The organism is Reinekea marina (genome assembly GCF_030409715.1).
Classification (GTDB): domain Bacteria; phylum Pseudomonadota; class Gammaproteobacteria; order Pseudomonadales; family Natronospirillaceae; genus Reinekea; species Reinekea marina.
In genome coordinates this window covers 3204073-3220107 of the sequence record NZ_JAUFQI010000001.1, presented here as the reverse complement: position 1 = coordinate 3220107, position 16035 = coordinate 3204073, and the positions used below count along the sequence as shown (strand labels likewise).

The 16035-nt window shown below is 43.9% G+C and carries 18 protein-coding genes; 10 read left to right on the top strand and 8 right to left on the bottom strand.

Annotation, left to right across the window (positions count from 1 at the left end; translation table 11 throughout):
* Positions 1–7: 7 nt before the first annotated feature.
* From QWZ13_RS17680 to QWZ13_RS17670, 3 genes are all read right to left on the bottom strand, one after another.
* The gene (locus QWZ13_RS17680) at positions 8–1411 is read right to left on the bottom strand and encodes a diguanylate cyclase (RefSeq protein ID WP_290283412.1); all 1404 of its coding nucleotides are present in this window, start codon (positions 1409–1411) and stop codon (positions 8–10) included.
* Positions 1412–1542: 131 nt separating this feature from the next.
* Positions 1543–1890, bottom strand: a complete 348-nt coding sequence (locus QWZ13_RS17675) for a RidA family protein (protein ID WP_290282949.1) — start codon at positions 1888–1890, stop codon at positions 1543–1545.
* A gap of 190 nt (positions 1891–2080) precedes the next feature.
* Positions 2081–2563: an Hsp20 family protein gene (locus QWZ13_RS17670; RefSeq protein ID WP_290282948.1), complete on the bottom strand. Its 483-nt coding sequence runs from the start codon at positions 2561–2563 to the stop codon at positions 2081–2083.
* Positions 2564–2606: 43 nt separating this feature from the next.
* Here QWZ13_RS17670 and QWZ13_RS17665 point away from each other — a divergent pair, with 43 nt between their 5' ends.
* On the top strand, positions 2607–2729 hold the full coding sequence (locus tag QWZ13_RS17665) for a hypothetical protein (protein WP_290282947.1): 123 nt from the start codon (positions 2607–2609) through the stop codon (positions 2727–2729).
* 25 nt (positions 2730–2754) lie between these two features.
* Here QWZ13_RS17665 and QWZ13_RS17660 read toward each other — a convergent pair whose 3' ends face one another.
* Together QWZ13_RS17660 and QWZ13_RS17655 are read right to left on the bottom strand one after the other, a co-directional pair.
* Positions 2755–3546, bottom strand: a complete 792-nt coding sequence (locus tag QWZ13_RS17660; protein ID WP_290282946.1) for a DODA-type extradiol aromatic ring-opening family dioxygenase — start codon at positions 3544–3546, stop codon at positions 2755–2757.
* Positions 3547–3602: 56 nt separating this feature from the next.
* Complete coding sequence (locus QWZ13_RS17655) at positions 3603–4049, bottom strand: DoxX family protein (protein ID WP_290282945.1); 447 nt, start codon at positions 4047–4049, stop codon at positions 3603–3605.
* Between the two features lie 152 nt (positions 4050–4201).
* Between QWZ13_RS17655 and QWZ13_RS17650 the strand changes: the two genes are divergently transcribed.
* On the top strand, positions 4202–5113 hold the full coding sequence (locus tag QWZ13_RS17650; RefSeq protein WP_290282944.1) for a LysR family transcriptional regulator: 912 nt from the start codon (positions 4202–4204) through the stop codon (positions 5111–5113).
* A 41-nt stretch (positions 5114–5154) separates the two neighbouring features.
* Here QWZ13_RS17650 and QWZ13_RS17645 read toward each other — a convergent pair whose 3' ends face one another.
* Positions 5155–6264: an iron-containing alcohol dehydrogenase gene (locus QWZ13_RS17645; RefSeq protein ID WP_290282943.1), complete on the bottom strand. Its 1110-nt coding sequence runs from the start codon at positions 6262–6264 to the stop codon at positions 5155–5157.
* Here QWZ13_RS17645 and QWZ13_RS17640 point away from each other — a divergent pair.
* On the top strand, positions 6218–6457 hold the full coding sequence (locus tag QWZ13_RS17640; RefSeq protein ID WP_290282942.1) for a hypothetical protein: 240 nt from the start codon (positions 6218–6220) through the stop codon (positions 6455–6457). The two genes, QWZ13_RS17645 and QWZ13_RS17640, sit on opposite strands and share 47 nt — an antisense overlap.
* A gap of 25 nt (positions 6458–6482) precedes the next feature.
* On the opposite strand, the gene QWZ13_RS17635 is transcribed toward QWZ13_RS17640, so the two are convergent.
* Positions 6483–7712: a glycerophosphodiester phosphodiesterase family protein gene (locus QWZ13_RS17635; RefSeq protein ID WP_290282941.1), complete on the bottom strand. Its 1230-nt coding sequence runs from the start codon at positions 7710–7712 to the stop codon at positions 6483–6485.
* 172 nt (positions 7713–7884) lie between these two features.
* Between QWZ13_RS17635 and QWZ13_RS17630 the strand changes: the two genes are divergently transcribed.
* Positions 7885–8013 (top strand): hypothetical protein, encoded by a 129-nt coding sequence (locus QWZ13_RS17630; RefSeq protein ID WP_290282940.1) that lies wholly within the window; start codon positions 7885–7887, stop codon positions 8011–8013.
* Between the two features lie 19 nt (positions 8014–8032).
* Here QWZ13_RS17630 and QWZ13_RS17625 read toward each other — a convergent pair whose 3' ends face one another.
* Positions 8033–9823 (bottom strand): cation:proton antiporter, encoded by a 1791-nt coding sequence (locus tag QWZ13_RS17625; RefSeq protein WP_290282939.1) that lies wholly within the window; start codon positions 9821–9823, stop codon positions 8033–8035.
* Between the two features lie 151 nt (positions 9824–9974).
* Here QWZ13_RS17625 and QWZ13_RS17620 point away from each other — a divergent pair, with 151 nt between their 5' ends.
* From QWZ13_RS17620 to QWZ13_RS17595, 6 genes are all read left to right on the top strand, one after another.
* Positions 9975–10619: a TetR/AcrR family transcriptional regulator gene (locus QWZ13_RS17620; protein WP_290282938.1), complete on the top strand. Its 645-nt coding sequence runs from the start codon at positions 9975–9977 to the stop codon at positions 10617–10619.
* Entirely contained in the window at positions 10616–12118 is a 1503-nt protein-coding gene (locus QWZ13_RS17615; RefSeq protein WP_290282937.1) for a class I adenylate-forming enzyme family protein, read from the top strand. The genes QWZ13_RS17620 and QWZ13_RS17615 overlap by 4 nt, the downstream gene beginning before the upstream one ends.
* 61 nt (positions 12119–12179) lie before the next feature.
* On the top strand, positions 12180–13364 hold the full coding sequence (locus QWZ13_RS17610; RefSeq protein ID WP_290282936.1) for a substrate-binding domain-containing protein: 1185 nt from the start codon (positions 12180–12182) through the stop codon (positions 13362–13364).
* Between the two features lie 61 nt (positions 13365–13425).
* Positions 13426–14211, top strand: a complete 786-nt coding sequence (locus QWZ13_RS17605) for an ABC transporter ATP-binding protein (RefSeq protein ID WP_290282935.1) — start codon at positions 13426–13428, stop codon at positions 14209–14211.
* Positions 14211–14966, top strand: a complete 756-nt coding sequence (locus QWZ13_RS17600) for an ABC transporter ATP-binding protein (RefSeq protein WP_290282934.1) — start codon at positions 14211–14213, stop codon at positions 14964–14966. The genes QWZ13_RS17605 and QWZ13_RS17600 overlap by 1 nt, the downstream gene beginning before the upstream one ends.
* Positions 14963–16033, top strand: a complete 1071-nt coding sequence (locus tag QWZ13_RS17595) for a branched-chain amino acid ABC transporter permease (protein ID WP_290282933.1) — start codon at positions 14963–14965, stop codon at positions 16031–16033. Before QWZ13_RS17600 ends, QWZ13_RS17595 begins: the two co-directional genes overlap by 4 nt.
* The last annotated feature ends 2 nt before the right edge of the window (positions 16034–16035 follow it).

Genomic DNA, 16035 nt, shown 5'->3' with positions numbered 1-16035 from the left:
CAGGCCTCTATTTTACGTTATGTATCTTAAAGCAATTTTTACCGGCTGCTTTGGCTTGGTAAAGCGCTGCATCGGCCTCATTTAAAAGTAGGTCTTTATCGGGCAGTTCCGCTCCGTCATAAATTGCTATGCCAACACTGACAGAGTAGATGATTTTTTCGGGTTTTTCTTGTTTATTTGAAACGGTTACATGGAATTTATCTTTTTGAGAGGCTAAGCGTTTACCTACGTGGTTTGCACCTTCTTTACTGATAAGCCCCACAGCAAAAGCAAACTCTTCACCACCGTATCGGCAATAGACATCACTGGAGCGAAATAATTTTTTCAAACGCGCTGCGAAGTCAGATAATACTGCATCGCCAATTGCGTGGCCGTAGGTATCGTTGACTTTCTTAAAATCGTCTAGATCTATCATCCCCATGGCAAAAAATAACTTTTGGCGTTGGCACGTGGCGATTAGCATTTGCGTTTGGTCTAAAAAATTTCGCCGGTTAGGAATATTTGTCAGAGGGTCGATGTAGGCAATGAGCTCTAATTTTTCTTTGGTCCTTTGTAACTCAAAAGAACGTCTTTCGACCAGTTTCAATAGATCTTTTTTTATAGCTTTCAAATCTTCATTCTTACGCTTAAGTTGTTCTATTAAAAATTTCCGTTCAGAAACATCACGCTCAATCGCAGCAAAGTGGGTTACTTCCCCGTACCCACTTATCAGAGGAATAATACTCATTTCAACCCAATAAGGGCGGCCTGATTTATCGTAATTCAGCAATGTCTCCGTTACGGCTTCTTTGTTTTCTAAGGCTGTTCGAATTCTGTCTTTAGACTCTTTGCTGGTTAATTCACCTTGTAAGATTCTGGGTGTCTCGCCAATGGCCTCACTTGCACTGTATCCTGTGAGCTTCTCAAAGGCGTCATTTACGTAAATGATTTTTGGTCCGAGAGGGTAAGCTATCTCACTTGCGTCGGTTACGATGACTGCATCTTGGGTGTTTTCTAGAATATCTTGGTAAGAGAATAAGTTTTTAGCGTCTGAAATATCGTTGAAAGTTACTACTATAAATTGGCTTTCAGAATTACCTTGGCCTTCTTTATAAGCGTTAACTTTAAACCAACGAATCTGCTCAGAGTCTTCCTGCTGTAGCCCTATGATGTCGTCTTTTAAATCTTGGTTTGTACGCTTAACTTTATTGACGGGGTATTGTTCAACCATTAACCGCTTGCCATCTTCATCAACAAAATACCATTGTGGGTCCCATGAGTCTTTGCCAATAAAGGATTCGGTATCTAGTTCAAGCAGGCGCGTTGCCGTTGAATTGGCGTACACAATTTCGGTGTCCCATTTGTGGATAACAACACCAATGTAGGCATTTTCTAGCAATCGCTGCAAACTAAGCCCACTGATATCGCTCATGACCACTCCAATTTTCATACAGTGGTTAAAGCATAGACCATTTCTGGGAAAACAAGTGTTTACTTTAGGAGGAAAAGGGTTTTTCTATATGGGGGGATGAAAAGGGGCGGCAGCCCCTAGTCGCAGCCTAATTAGACCGCTGCAATGACGCTCATTTCAACCAACAACTCTGGGCGGGCCATCTTTGCTTCGACGCAAGCACGGGCAGGGGCTAAACCTTCGGGTACCCATGCATCCCAAACAGCGTTCATGCCTTGAAAGTGCTCCATTGAGCTTACGTATATAGTGACAGATAACAACTTAGTTTTGTCTGAGCCAACCGAAGCTAACAGATCATCAATCTTCGCCAAAGTAGTCTCGGTTTGGCCAGTAATGTCTGCACTGGCATCGGCCGCTACCTGGCCGCATAAGTAGACGGTATTATTGTGAATAACGGCACGGCTCATACGTTGCTTGGTTTCAAAGCGCTTAATAGACATGGTTTTTCCTTATTTGTGGGTCGATGTGGGGCAGCCCTCTCTGTTTTTTTGAGAGATGGCTCGCTTATGATCATTATCCCATAGGTTCTATACTTGGGAAAAATCAAATTTAGACAGGTGCTTATGAATGTTGGTCGTAGATTAATGTCTACGAAAAAAAAGAGGGCGCACAGAATGCGCCCTGACACGTTTAAGCGGCTTTATCCGCCTTACTGTGCGATTTAGTTTTGGTGTCATGCTCCAAAACGTTGTCGCTACGGTTTATGACAATGGTTTTTGGTTTCATGGCTTCTGGAATCTCTTTAACAAGATTGATTCGAAGTAAACCATTCGCCATTTCTGCTCCTGTTACTTCAACATAATCGGCTAGGCTGAATTTGCGTTCAAAGGTGCGATTCGCTATACCTTGGTAAAGGTATTTCTTCTCTTCGCTGTTGCTTTTTTCACCTTTAATAATCAACACGCTTTTTTCAACCTGAATATCGATTTCGTCTTCAGAAAACCCTGCAACCGCTAACGATATCGCGTAACTGTTCTCGTTATTCGATTCGATATTGTAGGGCGGATAGCCGTTGGTAGTAGGCTCGGTTGAAAGTGCATGATCAAGGATCGATGCCAATCGATCAAAGCCAATAGTACTGCGGTAAAGGGGTGTTAAATCAACTGCATTCATAATATATCCTCCATAAAGAAGCAAAATAGAATAAAAACAATTAATGATGACAGACCCTCTTAATAGACGAACCTGTCACAAGGTGAAACTAGGGTTGAGTCGTAAATTTTCAAGGGGAGCATTTATAAAAAATGGTTATGTGAAGGCGCACTTTAATGACTTTTAAGATGGGTTATCACTTTCACTGCCGGTTACCATTGAAACATAGAAGCACGCGTATTTAATACCGATACTGACGTATGTTGGCTGCTGGCACGACCTGCGATACCGTAGCAAACATGCAATGGCAGCAGGTGCTCTTCTCTAGGGTGGCAAAAACGAGCGTGTGGCGCTTGGTCCCAGTTCGCCAGTCGCGCTTGTCCAGTGTTGGTATTGATATGTTGAACGGATTCGATTAACCACTCATCAAACGCAATATTTTTTTGGCTGTCGGGGTCTAGTGCCGGGTTGAAAAACGCTTGCATATTATGAAAGGAAAACCCTGAGCCAACGATAAGTAGATCTTTCCACGGCAAGCGCTGCAGGGCTTCACCCATTTTTAAGTGTTGTTGTGCATCTAAGGTCTTCAGTAATGAAAGCTGCACGACTGGGATGTCAGCCTTTGGATACATTAACGTCAGTGGAACAAAAACACCGTGATCAAAGCCTCGGTTTTCATCCAGCTCTGCATCTATACCTGCTTTTTGCAAAGCATCAAAAATGATTTTGGCTAACGCGGGTTCGCCCGGAGCGGGATAAGTTAATGAGTAGGCCGCCTCTGGAAATCCGCTGTAGTCGTAAAGTAAGGGTGGATGAGCCGCTGAAGTGATCGTAGCTTTGTTTGCTTCCCAGTGTGCGCTGACGACCAATATAGCGCTGGGTTTTTTGATACTGCAGGCCATATTAATTAATTGGCTATTCAACTCTTTATGAGAAGGGTCACCTAAGAGAGGCATTGGACCACCACCGTGCGCAATATACATGATGTTCTGGTTAGCTAGCATAGTGCCTCCGCATAAAATATGAAGTCAGCCACTTGGCCGACTTCGATGTTAAATGGTTATTTCAATTTATCGCTGATTAACTTATCGAGCGATAAAGCTCCTGCGCCTTGAACGGTAAGCGCTGCTGTTGCGGCTAAGAGAGCCAGTGCATATTCGTAGCCGTTACTTGTTAGTAAGAAACCGTTGCTAAAGTGAACCCAGAATATAGCAATGACCATTGTGAATGCGCCTACTAAAGCTGCTGGGCGTGTTAACAAGCCTACAATAAGGGCAATTCCGCCAAAAAACTCCGCGCTGCCCGCTAAAAGTGCCATCAAGTATCCCGGTGCCAAGCCAATGCTTGCCATCCATTGGCCGGTGCCGTCTAAACCGTAGCCACCAAACCAAGCAAACAGTTTTTGCGCGCCATGTACGGCCAAGATAATACCGATAGGGATGCGTAAAAACGTGGCGGCTAAACCGGCCTTTGTATCAATTAATGCAATTAATGTTTGTTTGTTCATCTGTGTTCTCCAAAATTTAGTGATAAATCAGGCTCTTGCGAACCGTTGTTTACGTTGAGCGGTAGATTACTGTTGTTTTAAATGTAGATAAATAGGCTGAAAGTTGATTAACTACCAACAAATAGTTGGTAATGACTGAGAGAAAACTAAAAATGGATAAAATTGATGCAATGCATGCCTTTATTGCCGTGGTGAACGAAGGCAGCTTTACCAAAGCTGCAGACAAGCTAAATACGTCCAATCAAATGGTGAGTAAGCAAGTTGCTCAATTAGAAAGCCACTTAGGGGCTCGCTTATTTAATCGAACAACTCGCAAAGTTCACCTAACAGAGGCGGGGCAACAATGCGTGCCCTTAGCCCTAGAAATATTAGAGCGTTTGAATGATATGGAAGGCAGCCTTGGAATGCTTGTGGATCAAGCTCAAGGGTTATTGCGCATAAGCGCTCCTGTTTCTTTTGCTACGCGCTATTTAACACCCTTAGTCAGGGAGTTTAAGCTGCAAAACCCTTTGGTGGGTATCGACATTCAAGTCAGTGATCGTAAAGTAGACTTAGTTGAGGAGGGATATGATTTAGCGTTGCGTATTGGCCATTTAAAAGACTCGTCTTTGGTGGCTAAAAAAATTGCGCCTATTAACTTAGTGATGTGTGCATCGCCAAGTTATTTGGCAAAGGAAGGCGAGCCTAACCACCCTAACGAGTTGAATCCTAAACACTATTTACGTTATAGCTATATGGAGCATTACGCTTCGTCAACGGCCCTTATGGCAGCGTTAAACAAAGCCAGTAAAGAGAGCGGTTCTATTTTTTCGGCTAACATTGGCGATGTATTGGTGGATGCTGCCATTGCAGGGGATGGCTATGCATTGCAACCAACCTTTATGGTTGCCGAGGCCATAAAAAATGGGAAACTCAAGGTGTTTTTAAAAGATTATCAACCACAACCGTTAGGGCTTTACGTGGTTTATCCGCATCGAAAACTGCTGGCAAGTAAGTTGCGTAAATTTATTGATTTTATTAATAATTACTATGGTGCGCCGCCGATTTGGGATCGCTTTGTTTGATTTTTTCTGCAAACTAGCGGCTAGTTGTTGTGGAGTGACGTTCATGAAAGCCGCTGCATTATAATAGTTTTCAGTTCATTTTGCGTTAATTCGATCGGATTTGTCTTCATGCTGTTTCCACCACTTTCTGAGGCGATTTTATCTACATCTTCCTCCACCATGCCAAAAGAATTCAGTGTTGGGATGTTAAGTTTATGTGTCCAATGATCTAGTGAGTTTATTAACTTTGTAAGCGCTTCGGCATTGTGAATGGTGCTGGGGTTTATCATTCGGCCGATGTTTGCATAACGAACGAGAGCGTTGTCATTAGGAGATCTGCTTTGTAACGCCGTAATATTCGCTTCGGTGACTGCAGCCAGCAAGGTTCCGCAAGCCACGCCGTGAGGAATCGGATAATGTGCCCCCAAGGGTGAAGCAATGCCGTGTACGGCCCCTAAGCCAGTTTGAGCTAGGCATAATCCCGATAACATCGATGCGTAGGCTAGGTGATCGAGTCCAGCAAGATCAGCCTCCTGGTGAAAGTTAAACCCTTTTAAGAAGTGTTCAATGCCGCTTAAGGCTAACGCATCGGTCAATGGATTGCTGCGAGTGGAAGTATAAGATTCTAACAATTGGGTAAAGGCGTCCATGGCATTGGCGATCAACTGCGGGCGCGGGCAGCTTTCGAGTAATGTTGAATCGATAATGGCCACCTGTGCGGTCATTTGCTCATCACGGAACGACTTTTTAAAGCCTTGTTCGGTGTCACTGAGCACGGCATTTTTAGTCATTTCACTGCCTGTGCCCGCGGTTGTCGGCACTGCTATGAAGGGAATGGTAGGACCGCTAAAAGTAATACCTTTCCCAACGCCTTCTAAGTAGTTCATCACTGAACGGCCGCTGGGTAATAATGCGGCAACGGCTTTTGCAGCGTCGAGAGGGCTGCCTCCTCCAATACCAATGACCACGGCAATGGTTTCTTTTTTATACTGAGCAACAATTGCGTCCACTTGACCAGGAGTAGGCTCGCCGCTAACGCGCTCCAAATGAACATCTATATTGAGCTCGTCTAAAGAGCGTTTTAGTACTGACCATTGTATTGATTGAGTGAAGGATTGCCCTCCGGTGATTATTAATACATTAGAGCCAAATGACTGTATTTCTGCAGGCAATTTACTGAGTTCACCAGCCCCAAACAGAATGCGTGGTAATCTAGAGATTGAAAATGGCGTGAGCGAATTTGGCGTTTTTGTAAGCATTAAAAGTACTCATCAATGTCAATCAATGTTGCGTTGGGTTGTACATTATCTAATTTTGTTCAAAATAAAAAGCGCGGCCTGTTCGACAAGCCACGCTTTTGTATAACGCTCATCTTAAGTGCGTGTGACTATTATTTTAATCCCATACAGTTAGCGTAGTAGGTGGTAGTGGCAGGCCAGTCGGAGAATATGCCTACAACTCCGACCTCTTGTGCGAGCACATCAACAACTTCATACATGTCGCCATCGTCGTCAATTGCATCTTGTATCGTTTGATAATACCAGCCACCACCGTTTTGCAAGAGCCCTGATCGTTCTAATGACCAAGTTATAATGTTTAAACCGGCATCGTTCGCTGCGTTTGCATATTCCGATGGCACAATGTCATTATTGCCATTAAGTGCGAGCAATGTCCAAATAGGGGGCGCAATATATTGAATACCCTGGTCTGCAAAAGATTCCATATTGTCAATTCTAGATTGAACTTCTTCAGCACTGCTGGCACCGTCTAAGAAAACAGCTTGGTTACCAAACGCTGGTTCGTTTTCAATCCAATATTTAACATCATCAATGTTAAATGACTGAGCGAATACATCTCTAGGACGAACACCGGCCTCTATATATTCGTTTATCATTTGTTGGGCATAGTCTTGTTGTGTGTAGGTTCCTTGGTAAGGCATTTCAACTGACGCAGACTTTAACTCTGGCGTCATTTTTACACCTAATTCCTTGAATAATTCGATACTTTCTTTATGGCTCATTAAAGTGCCGTTACCCGAATATAGATCTGTACGCCAGGCTGCTGTTGCATTGACATACTCTTCAACGGTTCGCGCAGCAGGGTTTGCTGCATCCATTTTGCCTTTTAAGGTTTTAAATTCAGCTAGGGTGATGTCCGTAGTTTTGCAGGTTGCGCTAGCCCGTTCAGTTAAATTTCCATTTTCATCATATTTCGCAGGCGTAAACGGAACGGAGCATTTTTCAGCCAAGGGAGTTAATAAAATATTCGTTGTTGTGTGCAGATCACTTTGAGAGTGCCTGCACACTAACTCTTTATCTTTGGTGAACGTAACATCACACTCAATAATACCCGCGCCCATGCGCGCCGCAGCTAAATAAGATTCTTTGGTGTGCTCAGGGAATTGCATTGGCGCACCACGGTGACCTATAGAAAAGGTCGACACTTTAGATTTCTTATTTTGACACGAAAGTAGCTTGTTTTTCAGCGAGCTTTCTTCCATGTCGTTGATCAAATAGTACGGCCTTACACCTACTTCGATCCCTGAATCGGCAAACAGGTGTTGCGATACAGATACGGCTCCCAGCGCCATTAGGCATAAGCTTAATATTGGCTTTTTCATTTAGTTTCCTCTCTTTAGTTTATTATTGCTTTTGAACGAAACTCTCATAACAGTTTGGCTGGTACCGCTTGCTCCGTGCTTGAACTGTGTACGATTGGGTCGATTCTATGCACTTGGTCAACAAAAAGTCTATTAGACCTAGGTCTCTAATCGTTCCTTAGGCTCATTTTGAGTGCTCGTTGGCAACTTTAAAAACTATCTCATGGTGATACTAAAGTTTTATGAAGGCTGGTGGAAAATATTGGCGGTAAAGGGTGAAGCGATCGCAGCTTATGATTTCACTGCGATGCTTGCTAGATGATTAGACTATAGAATACAGTTTACTTAGGTTCTTCAGGTGACACTAAGCTCACTATTTCCCAGTCTGGTTTTATGGTGAGTTCGCTACCTAGGTTATTTATGTAAGTTCTTCCGTTAGGGTCGATAGAGCATAGCGGAATGGCTCGATTGCCATATTCTTCTTGGTAGTCTTCAAAGGTAAACGCTTCAGAAATTTTGGTTGATTTTATTGTCGCGCCTTTCGACATTAGGCTGGCCAGCTTGCTGTAGGTAACGCCCTCTTTAAATAACCCCAGTTTTTTTGCATAGCTTTCGGAGACTTTGTGGCTGGCTGTTTTTGATTGCTCGCCGTGGGTGAGGCCAAAAACCTTGCCTTTGCCAATGATATCTTCAAAGTGGTATGTCACTAGCGGGTTAAGTTGTTTATAAGGTGATAACACCAGTACTTTTCCATAGCTCGATAGCTCCAACGTTAATCGCGCATGCTCTGAAATAGGGTTGCCATAGTAGGTGTCTAAGTTATCCATTCGAGCTTGGCGAATGGCATCCCAGTTGGTGTCGGCGAGCAATACATTGATGTTTTTCTCTTTGAGTAATTTCGCGAAAGCTCGGGCAAAACTGCTTGCGCCAAAGATTAATACGCCAGAAGGCGAGGGGGCAGTAACCCCAAGCATTCGGGCAATGGGTTTAGCTGTTAAGCTTTGTAAAAATACGGTGGTGACAATCACTAAAAACACCATGGGAACCAGCAACTCGGCGCCGTCAAACCCCAGTGCTTCTAATTTTAATGCAAAAAGCGAAGATACGGCTGCAGCAACAATGCCTCTAGGCGCTATCCAAGAGATGAGTGCGGTTTCTCGCCACGTTAAATCGGTGCCAATAGAAGAAATAAATGCGCTGACGGGCCGAGCGATAAACAAAATAACTACTAATAAAACCGCAGCGCCAGAGCCTATGGCTATGATAGAAGCTAAATCGATACGAGCCGCCAGTAAAATGAACAATCCTGATATGAGTAAGACACTGAGTGTTTCTTTAAATTCGAGAATATCGCTGACATCCAGGTCTTTACTATTTGCCATCCATATCCCCATGACGGTCACGCATAATAATCCAGATTCATGGGCTAAGGCGTTCGAAAGGGCAAACGCCCCCAGCATAATGGTTAAAACGGCTGTGTTAGTTAAATAATGCGGGATCCAGTTCTTGCGTAAGACCCAAGACAGCGCAAAACCGACGGCCGCGCCAATGCCAAAACCGCTCGCCAATACCATCCCAAATAGTTGCAATGTGTGTTGCAAGGGCTGGGCAGAAGCAATGATGAATTCGAACACCAAAACCGCGAGCAGGGCACCTACTGGGTCAATAATAATACCCTCCCAGCGTAAAATGTTCGCGACTTTAACGGATGGCCTGACCGTTCTGAGCATGGGCACGATAACGGTTGGACCGGTTACTGTAATAATCGCGCCGAACAAAAAAGCCATTTGCCAACTTACTCCAAGTGCAAAATACGCCGTCGGTGTAATGACCCCCCAGGTTACTAAGGCTCCTACAGAGCATAAGTTTCGTACCATCGAACCATGGTGGCCGAGATCTTGAAACCTTAGAGTGAGGGCACCCTCGAATAAAATGATGGCGACCGATAGTGAAATGATCGGGAACAATAAATCGCCAAATAATAAATCGGGGTCTAATACAGAAAAGACGGGTCCTAGCAGAATACCTGCAACCAAAAGCGGCAAAATGGCGGGTAGTTTCAGTCGGTAGGCTAAGAGTTGGCAAAGAATTGACACAATGCCAACGCCAACGAGCAGTAAAAGTGGGTCCACGTTAAATCCTTTAAAATTTGGGCTTATTGACCAGTATTAGACGATATACAGCACATAGCAAGGTGTTGGCGAAATGACTCGGTAAGTAACTCCTACTTAAGTAGGGGAAAAGAACGCTTGAAAGAAGTCACTTAACTCTTTAAGGTGAAACATGAATCAGTCGTCAGGTTTGGTTGTGGAATCGTTAAAAGAACTCAGTCAGGTGCTTGTGCCTAAAACTCAGCGCGGCAAGTTAACGCTAGAAAAGATATTAAATGCAGCTGAAGTAGAGTTTGGTGAGAAGGGCTTTCATGAAGGCTCAATAACGGGCATCGCTTATCGGGCGGGTATTGCTCAGGGTACTTTTTACCTTTATTTCAAATGCAAAGAAGATGTGCTTCGAGAGTTGGTTTTGTATATCAACCGCACAATTCGCTCATTGCTATCTGAGTCGGTAATTAATATTGAAGATCGCCTAGAGGCTGAAAGGGTAGGGTTGCGAACCTTTTTAAACTACATCCAAGAACACCCTCATTTATATCGCATTTTACAAGAAAGCCAGTTTGTAGACCCTGAAGTTCATAAAGCTTATTACATGTCTTTCGCCCAAGGGTATCAAGAAGCATTGGGTGTGGCGGTCGAAAAAGAATCCATTCGAAAGGGTCAATTAGAAAGTTGGTCATGGGCCATCATGGGCATGATGCATTTTATAGGGCAGCGCTACATTGTTTGGGGCGGTACACACTCATCAGAGGACACCTTGGATGAGGTGGTGGATTCGATCATTGATTTACTCAAAAACGGGTTGAAAAAATGAACCCAACAATTTTGCCTCACTCAATCAGTTTGAACTTGAGCCAGTTATATGGCTCAAGTATAGCGCTGGTCGATGTGGCAACCGGGCGTGAGTGGGATTATCAGGTCCTTTATCTTCAAACCCAAAAGTGGAAGTGCTTTTTTGCAAGCCAGAGTTTAACCGAAGGAGATGTTGTTGTCTGGGTCGCTAAAAACTCAATTGATTTTTTTGCAGCATTGCTTGCCGCGAAAGAAGCATCGATCACGCTCTTACCATTGAATTGGCGAGAATCTCAACAGGTTCACAAACATATAATCACGCTGGCCGAACCGTCTTTAATTTTATACGAAGATCAATTTGAAACCTTGGTAAATAGTTTCCAGCCTGTAGACAGAATAAAAAGTTTTGGCATTTGCGAAATAGATCAAGCGTTAGTAGGCGATGTTGCTTCGATTACCGCAACGGTTAGTCATGAACAAACACCTTGGTACTTGTTATTCACTTCTGGCACCACAGGTGAACCTAAAGCGGTTATATACAATTGGACCATGCATGTGACTAATGTTGACAATGTATTGAGTTTAGTTGAGCTGACAGATCACGAATATAATCTTTCAGCGTTACCGCATTACCATACCGCAGGTATTAATTTATTTGCCATGCCCACGCTCATGCAAGGCGGCTGTGTTCAAGTCTATGCCGAGGCCAATCCTTATCAACTATTAAATGACATGCAAAACAAACCAGTGACGAGCGTGTTGTTTATTCCTACCTTGTTTCAAAAAATGGCGGAGCTTGTTGAGTTTGAACAGGCGGAATTTCCTGTCGACCAATTTAACATTGTTGCCAGTGGTGGCGCACCCATATCAAAAGATCTTTGGCAGCTATGGTTTGAAAAAGGCTTGGTTATTCAAAATGGATGTGGGTTAACAGAATCGGGACCAACGTTGTTTTTGCAAACTAAAGAAGAAGCGCTTAAGCAACCAACGGCAGTGGGTAATGTTGTTAAGCATACGCACGTTAGGTTAGTCGGTCCGGATTCGACTGATGTTGATGAAGGTGAACCGGGTGAAATTTTAATTAAAGGTGAAGCCGTTACTCCAGGCTATTGGCGCAGTGCTCATGCTACGAAATCGTCTTTTTACCGCGGTTGGTTTAGAACGGGGGATGTTGCCCAAAGAGTTGACTCGCAATACCACATCGTTGATCGCATGAATGACTTATTTATATGTGGCGGTGAGTGCGTATACCCCAGCGAAATTGAACTAGTTATCAATCAACTGGATGCCGTAGAAGAAGTGGTTGTCATGGGTGAGCCGCACAGAGTTTGGGGTGAGACGGGTGTTGCAATTGTAGTATGTAAGCCGGGTTTGTTTGTTACTAAAGAGCAAGTATTGGATTTTTGTAGAGAAAACTTGGCACGTTACAAAGTTCCTAAGCGAGTTGAGTTTGCCGATGAATTGCCAAAAACAGCCACGGGAAAAATTAGGCGTGGTTTGGTTCGTAATTGGGTTGCTTAACATCAGCCCTAGATGAAGTTAAAAAAAGCGTAGTAGAAAATAAAAATAACAGGAGAACGACATGAAAATGACGAAACTCGCCACAGCCGCTGGCGTAATGGTCGCCGCACTGGGCACAGCAGCATTTGCAGAGATAAAAATTGGTCACATTTACCCAAGCTCGGGTCCACTCGGTGCCTACGGTAAGCAAAGCCACGATGGTTTGATGCTTGGCCTAGAGTATGCAACCGGCGGAACCATGATGGTAAACGGCGAAAAAATTGTTGTGATCGAAAAAGATTCGCAAGCGAACCCTGAAGTGGGTAGATCAATGCTTGAAGAAGCTTATGCCGATGACGAAGTAGACTTTGCAGTGGGTCCTGTATCCTCAGGGGTTGCGATGGCCATGCTGCCAGTAGCTGAAGAGTATGAAAAGATATTATTTGTTGACCCAGCGGTTGCTGATTCAATTACGGGTGAGAACTCAAACAAATACATTTTTCACTCAGCACGTAACTCAACTCAAGATGCCATAGCCAGTGCAAAAGCAATTGGACGTCCTGGTGTTTCAATAGCAATCTTAGCCCAAGACTATGCTTTTGGTCGTGATGGGGCTCAAGCCTTTAAAGATGCATTGGAAGGCACGGGTGCCAAGGTTGTGCATGAAGAGTATGTACCAACCACAACGACCGATTTTACGGCTTCTGGTCAGCGTATGTTTGATGCACTGAAAGATAAAGAAGGTAAAAAGCTTATTTATACCATTTGGGCTGGGGGAAATCCGTTGGCTAAAATACAGGCGATGAACCCAGAGCGGTATAATATTGAGTTTGCGCTTGCGGGTAACATTTTAGCGGTATTACCCGCTTATAAGCAGTTCCCAGGTGCTGAAGGTGCAACATACTACTACTACGAAAACCCTAAGAATGAAATTAACGATTGGCTCGTGAAAGAGCACTACAAGCGTTTCGATTCACCACCAGATATGTTCACTGCCGGTGGTATGAGTGTGGGTATTGCTGCAGTTGAAGCCATTAAAAAAGCCGGCAGCACTGATGCAGATGCCATGATCAAAGTGTTAGAGGGCATGAGCTGGGAAACGCCAAAAGGCACCATGACATTCCGTGCAGAAGACCACCAAGCATTGCAATCTATGTATCACTTTAAAGTGGTCGTTGATGACGATTACGAATGGGCTCGATTAGAAACCGTTCGTGAAATTAAGCCATCAGAAATGAATGTACCTATTGGTGCAATGAAAAAGTAATCTCAATTAAGGCGCACGCAAAGTGCGCCGACTTCCTTACAATAAAAACAAGAGGTGAATCATGCCAAGTCAAGATTCTTCCCCCGTTCTTAAAACCCAAAACTTAAGTATCCGGTTCGGCGGCCACATTGCTGTTGATCAGGTCAGTGCGGAATTTGAACAGGGAACATTGACGGCGATCGTCGGCCCTAATGGTGCTGGCAAAACGACCTATTTTAATCTCATCTCTGGGCAGCTACCGGCTTCAGAAGGCGATGTCTATTTAGAAGGTCGCAATATATCCAATTGGGCGATCGCAAAGCGGGCCAAGCATGGCGTAGGCCGAGCCTTTCAATTAACTCAATTGTTTCCAAATTTAACCGTCGCTGAAAACTTGACCCTTGTAGTGCAAGCTCGATTAGGGTTTGGACCAAAAATTTGGGCGCTTGCTAGCCGGTTAAATTCAGTAAAAAAAGAAGTTGAATCATTATTAGATACCATCGAGCTAACATCAAAATCGCAAGAGTTAGCAAGAGCGTTGAGCCATGGAGCCCAACGTAGATTAGAAGTTGGCATGATGCTAGCGATGGACCCTAAAGTCATGATGTTTGACGAGCCCACTGCCGGAATGAGCGTAGACGAAGCCCCTGTGCTGTTAGAGCTTATTGCAAAAATCAAAAGTGAAGGGAACCGAACCATTTTATTGGTAGAGCACAAATTGGATGTGATTCGTACCTTAGCCGACAGAATTATAGTGCTGCATAACGGCAAATTGCTTGCCGATGGTAATCCTGAAAAAGTAATGTCTTTAGACGTTGTCCGCCAAGCGTATCTTGGTGAGTTACCCGAATCTGATGAGGTGGCCTAATGACTGCTCAGTTACAGCAAGATGCGCAAGTGCAAGATAACGTATTAACACTAGATTCCGTTCATACGAATATTGCTCAATATAATATATTACACGGTGTCAGTTTCAGCGTACCGCGAAATCAAGTCACCATGTTATTGGGTCGAAATGGTGCCGGAAAAACAACTACCATGCGCACAATCATGGGGTTGTGGCAGGCGGCCCAAGGTAAAATCCAACTGAATGGCGATGACATTCAAACACTTGAAACTGTGGCGATTGCACGTAAAGGGTTGCATTACGTCCCCGAAAATATGGGTATATTTTCCGGATTGAGCGTTGAAGAAAATATTCGACTGGCCACACGGAAAAATAAAATTGATCCAGAACGCTTAGAGTGGATATTTACTTTATTTCCCGCCATGAAAAAGTTTTGGCAGTGGCCAGCGGGGCAATTGTCGGGTGGGCAAAAGCAAATGCTTTCGATAGCGCGCTCAATTATAGAACCATGCGAGCTCTTGTTGGTCGACGAACCGAGTAAAGGGTTAGCACCTTCGATCATAGAGAATTTAATTACCGCGTTTAATCAATTAAAAGAAAACAACACAACAATTTTAATGGTTGAACAGAATTTTAGAATGGCCAGCGTACTAGGCGATCATTTAGCCATTATGGATGATGGTGTCATCGTTCACGAAAGTGATATGGCTTCATTTGTAGCCGATGAAGAAAAGCAATCCGCGCTGCTCGGTCTTTCAATGGAGGCTCACCAATGAATTCAGCGACAAAAAAGTTACCGGCTGGTGAAGCAAGTTCTGCACCTCACCCAACTGAAGAATCTGTTAGTCACACCGAACACTGGAAGCAAAGCCCAACCGTTCAAGCTTTGTTTTTAATCTTAGCTTTTGCGGTAGTTGGCTTTGCACTTATTCGTGATCCTGCAGCTTGGATGACATTAACTGTTGCCGGTGTTGCCATGGGTATGATGATTTTTATTATGACTTCGGGCTTTACACTGGTGTTTGGCTTGATGGATGTACTGAACTTTGGCCACGGTGCCTTTATTTCATTTGGTGCATTTGTAGGGTTTAGCGTCATGCATTTATGGCCAGATTTACTCACCGGCAGTTCTGTATTCGTGCAAGTGGGGTTGATGATTCTTGCGATGTTAGTGTCAGCCATTGTTGTTGGTTTAATTGCTTGGGTATTTGAAAAAGTCATTATTCGCCATGTGTATGGCAACCATTTGATGCAGATTCTAATTACCACGGGTGGCATGATTGTCGCAGAAGAACTTATTTATGTTCTGTGGGGGAATCAAGAAAAAGCTTGGTTAAAGCCCGATACTTTTCAAGGCAGCTTCCAAGTGGGCAGTTTTATTTTTGAAAAGTATCGATTGTTAGCTGTAATTCTAGGCGTGGTTTTATTTTTTGGCTTACGTTGGGTGTTTGTCAAAACCCGATTAGGGTTGCTTATTCGAGCGGGAGTAGAAGACAAAGAGATGGTCAAGTCTCTTGGGTACGATATTGAAAAACTCTTTATTCTCGTGTTTATCGCAGGGTCGGCACTTGCTGGTATAGGAGGTGTAATGTGGGGTATGTATGACGAAGTGATTACCGCGCATATTGGCCAAAATTTAATGATCACCGTATTTATCGTTGCCATTATCGGAGGGTTAGGATCAATCGAAGGCTGTTTTTTAGCGGCGTTGATGGTTGGGCTGCTATCTAATTACGTGGGCTTTATTTTTCCTAAGCTTGCCTTGGTTTCAACGCTCATCTTAATGGTTGCTGTTTTATTGTGGCGACCTAAAGGTCTTGTGCCGGTTTCGAAAGGAAATTAACC

Coding starts and splice junctions, on each gene's coding strand:
- QWZ13_RS17680 (WP_290283412.1), bottom strand. CDS start 1,411: ATGAGCGATATCAGTGGGCTTAGTTTGCAGCGATTGCTAGAAAATGCC.
- QWZ13_RS17675 (WP_290282949.1), bottom strand. CDS start 1,890: ATGTCTATTAAGCGCTTTGAAACCAAGCAACGTATGAGCCGTGCCGTT.
- QWZ13_RS17670 (WP_290282948.1), bottom strand. CDS start 2,563: ATGAATGCAGTTGATTTAACACCCCTTTACCGCAGTACTATTGGCTTT.
- QWZ13_RS17665 (WP_290282947.1), top strand. CDS start 2,607: ATGATGACAGACCCTCTTAATAGACGAACCTGTCACAAGGTGAAACTA.
- QWZ13_RS17660 (WP_290282946.1), bottom strand. CDS start 3,546: ATGCTAGCTAACCAGAACATCATGTATATTGCGCACGGTGGTGGTCCA.
- QWZ13_RS17655 (WP_290282945.1), bottom strand. CDS start 4,049: ATGAACAAACAAACATTAATTGCATTAATTGATACAAAGGCCGGTTTA.
- QWZ13_RS17650 (WP_290282944.1), top strand. CDS start 4,202: ATGGATAAAATTGATGCAATGCATGCCTTTATTGCCGTGGTGAACGAA.
- QWZ13_RS17635 (WP_290282941.1), bottom strand. CDS start 7,712: ATGAAAAAGCCAATATTAAGCTTATGCCTAATGGCGCTGGGAGCCGTA.
- QWZ13_RS17620 (WP_290282938.1), top strand. CDS start 9,975: ATGAATCAGTCGTCAGGTTTGGTTGTGGAATCGTTAAAAGAACTCAGT.
- QWZ13_RS17615 (WP_290282937.1), top strand. CDS start 10,616: ATGAACCCAACAATTTTGCCTCACTCAATCAGTTTGAACTTGAGCCAG.
- QWZ13_RS17610 (WP_290282936.1), top strand. CDS start 12,180: ATGAAAATGACGAAACTCGCCACAGCCGCTGGCGTAATGGTCGCCGCA.
- QWZ13_RS17605 (WP_290282935.1), top strand. CDS start 13,426: ATGCCAAGTCAAGATTCTTCCCCCGTTCTTAAAACCCAAAACTTAAGT.
- QWZ13_RS17600 (WP_290282934.1), top strand. CDS start 14,211: ATGACTGCTCAGTTACAGCAAGATGCGCAAGTGCAAGATAACGTATTA.
- QWZ13_RS17595 (WP_290282933.1), top strand. CDS start 14,963: ATGAATTCAGCGACAAAAAAGTTACCGGCTGGTGAAGCAAGTTCTGCA.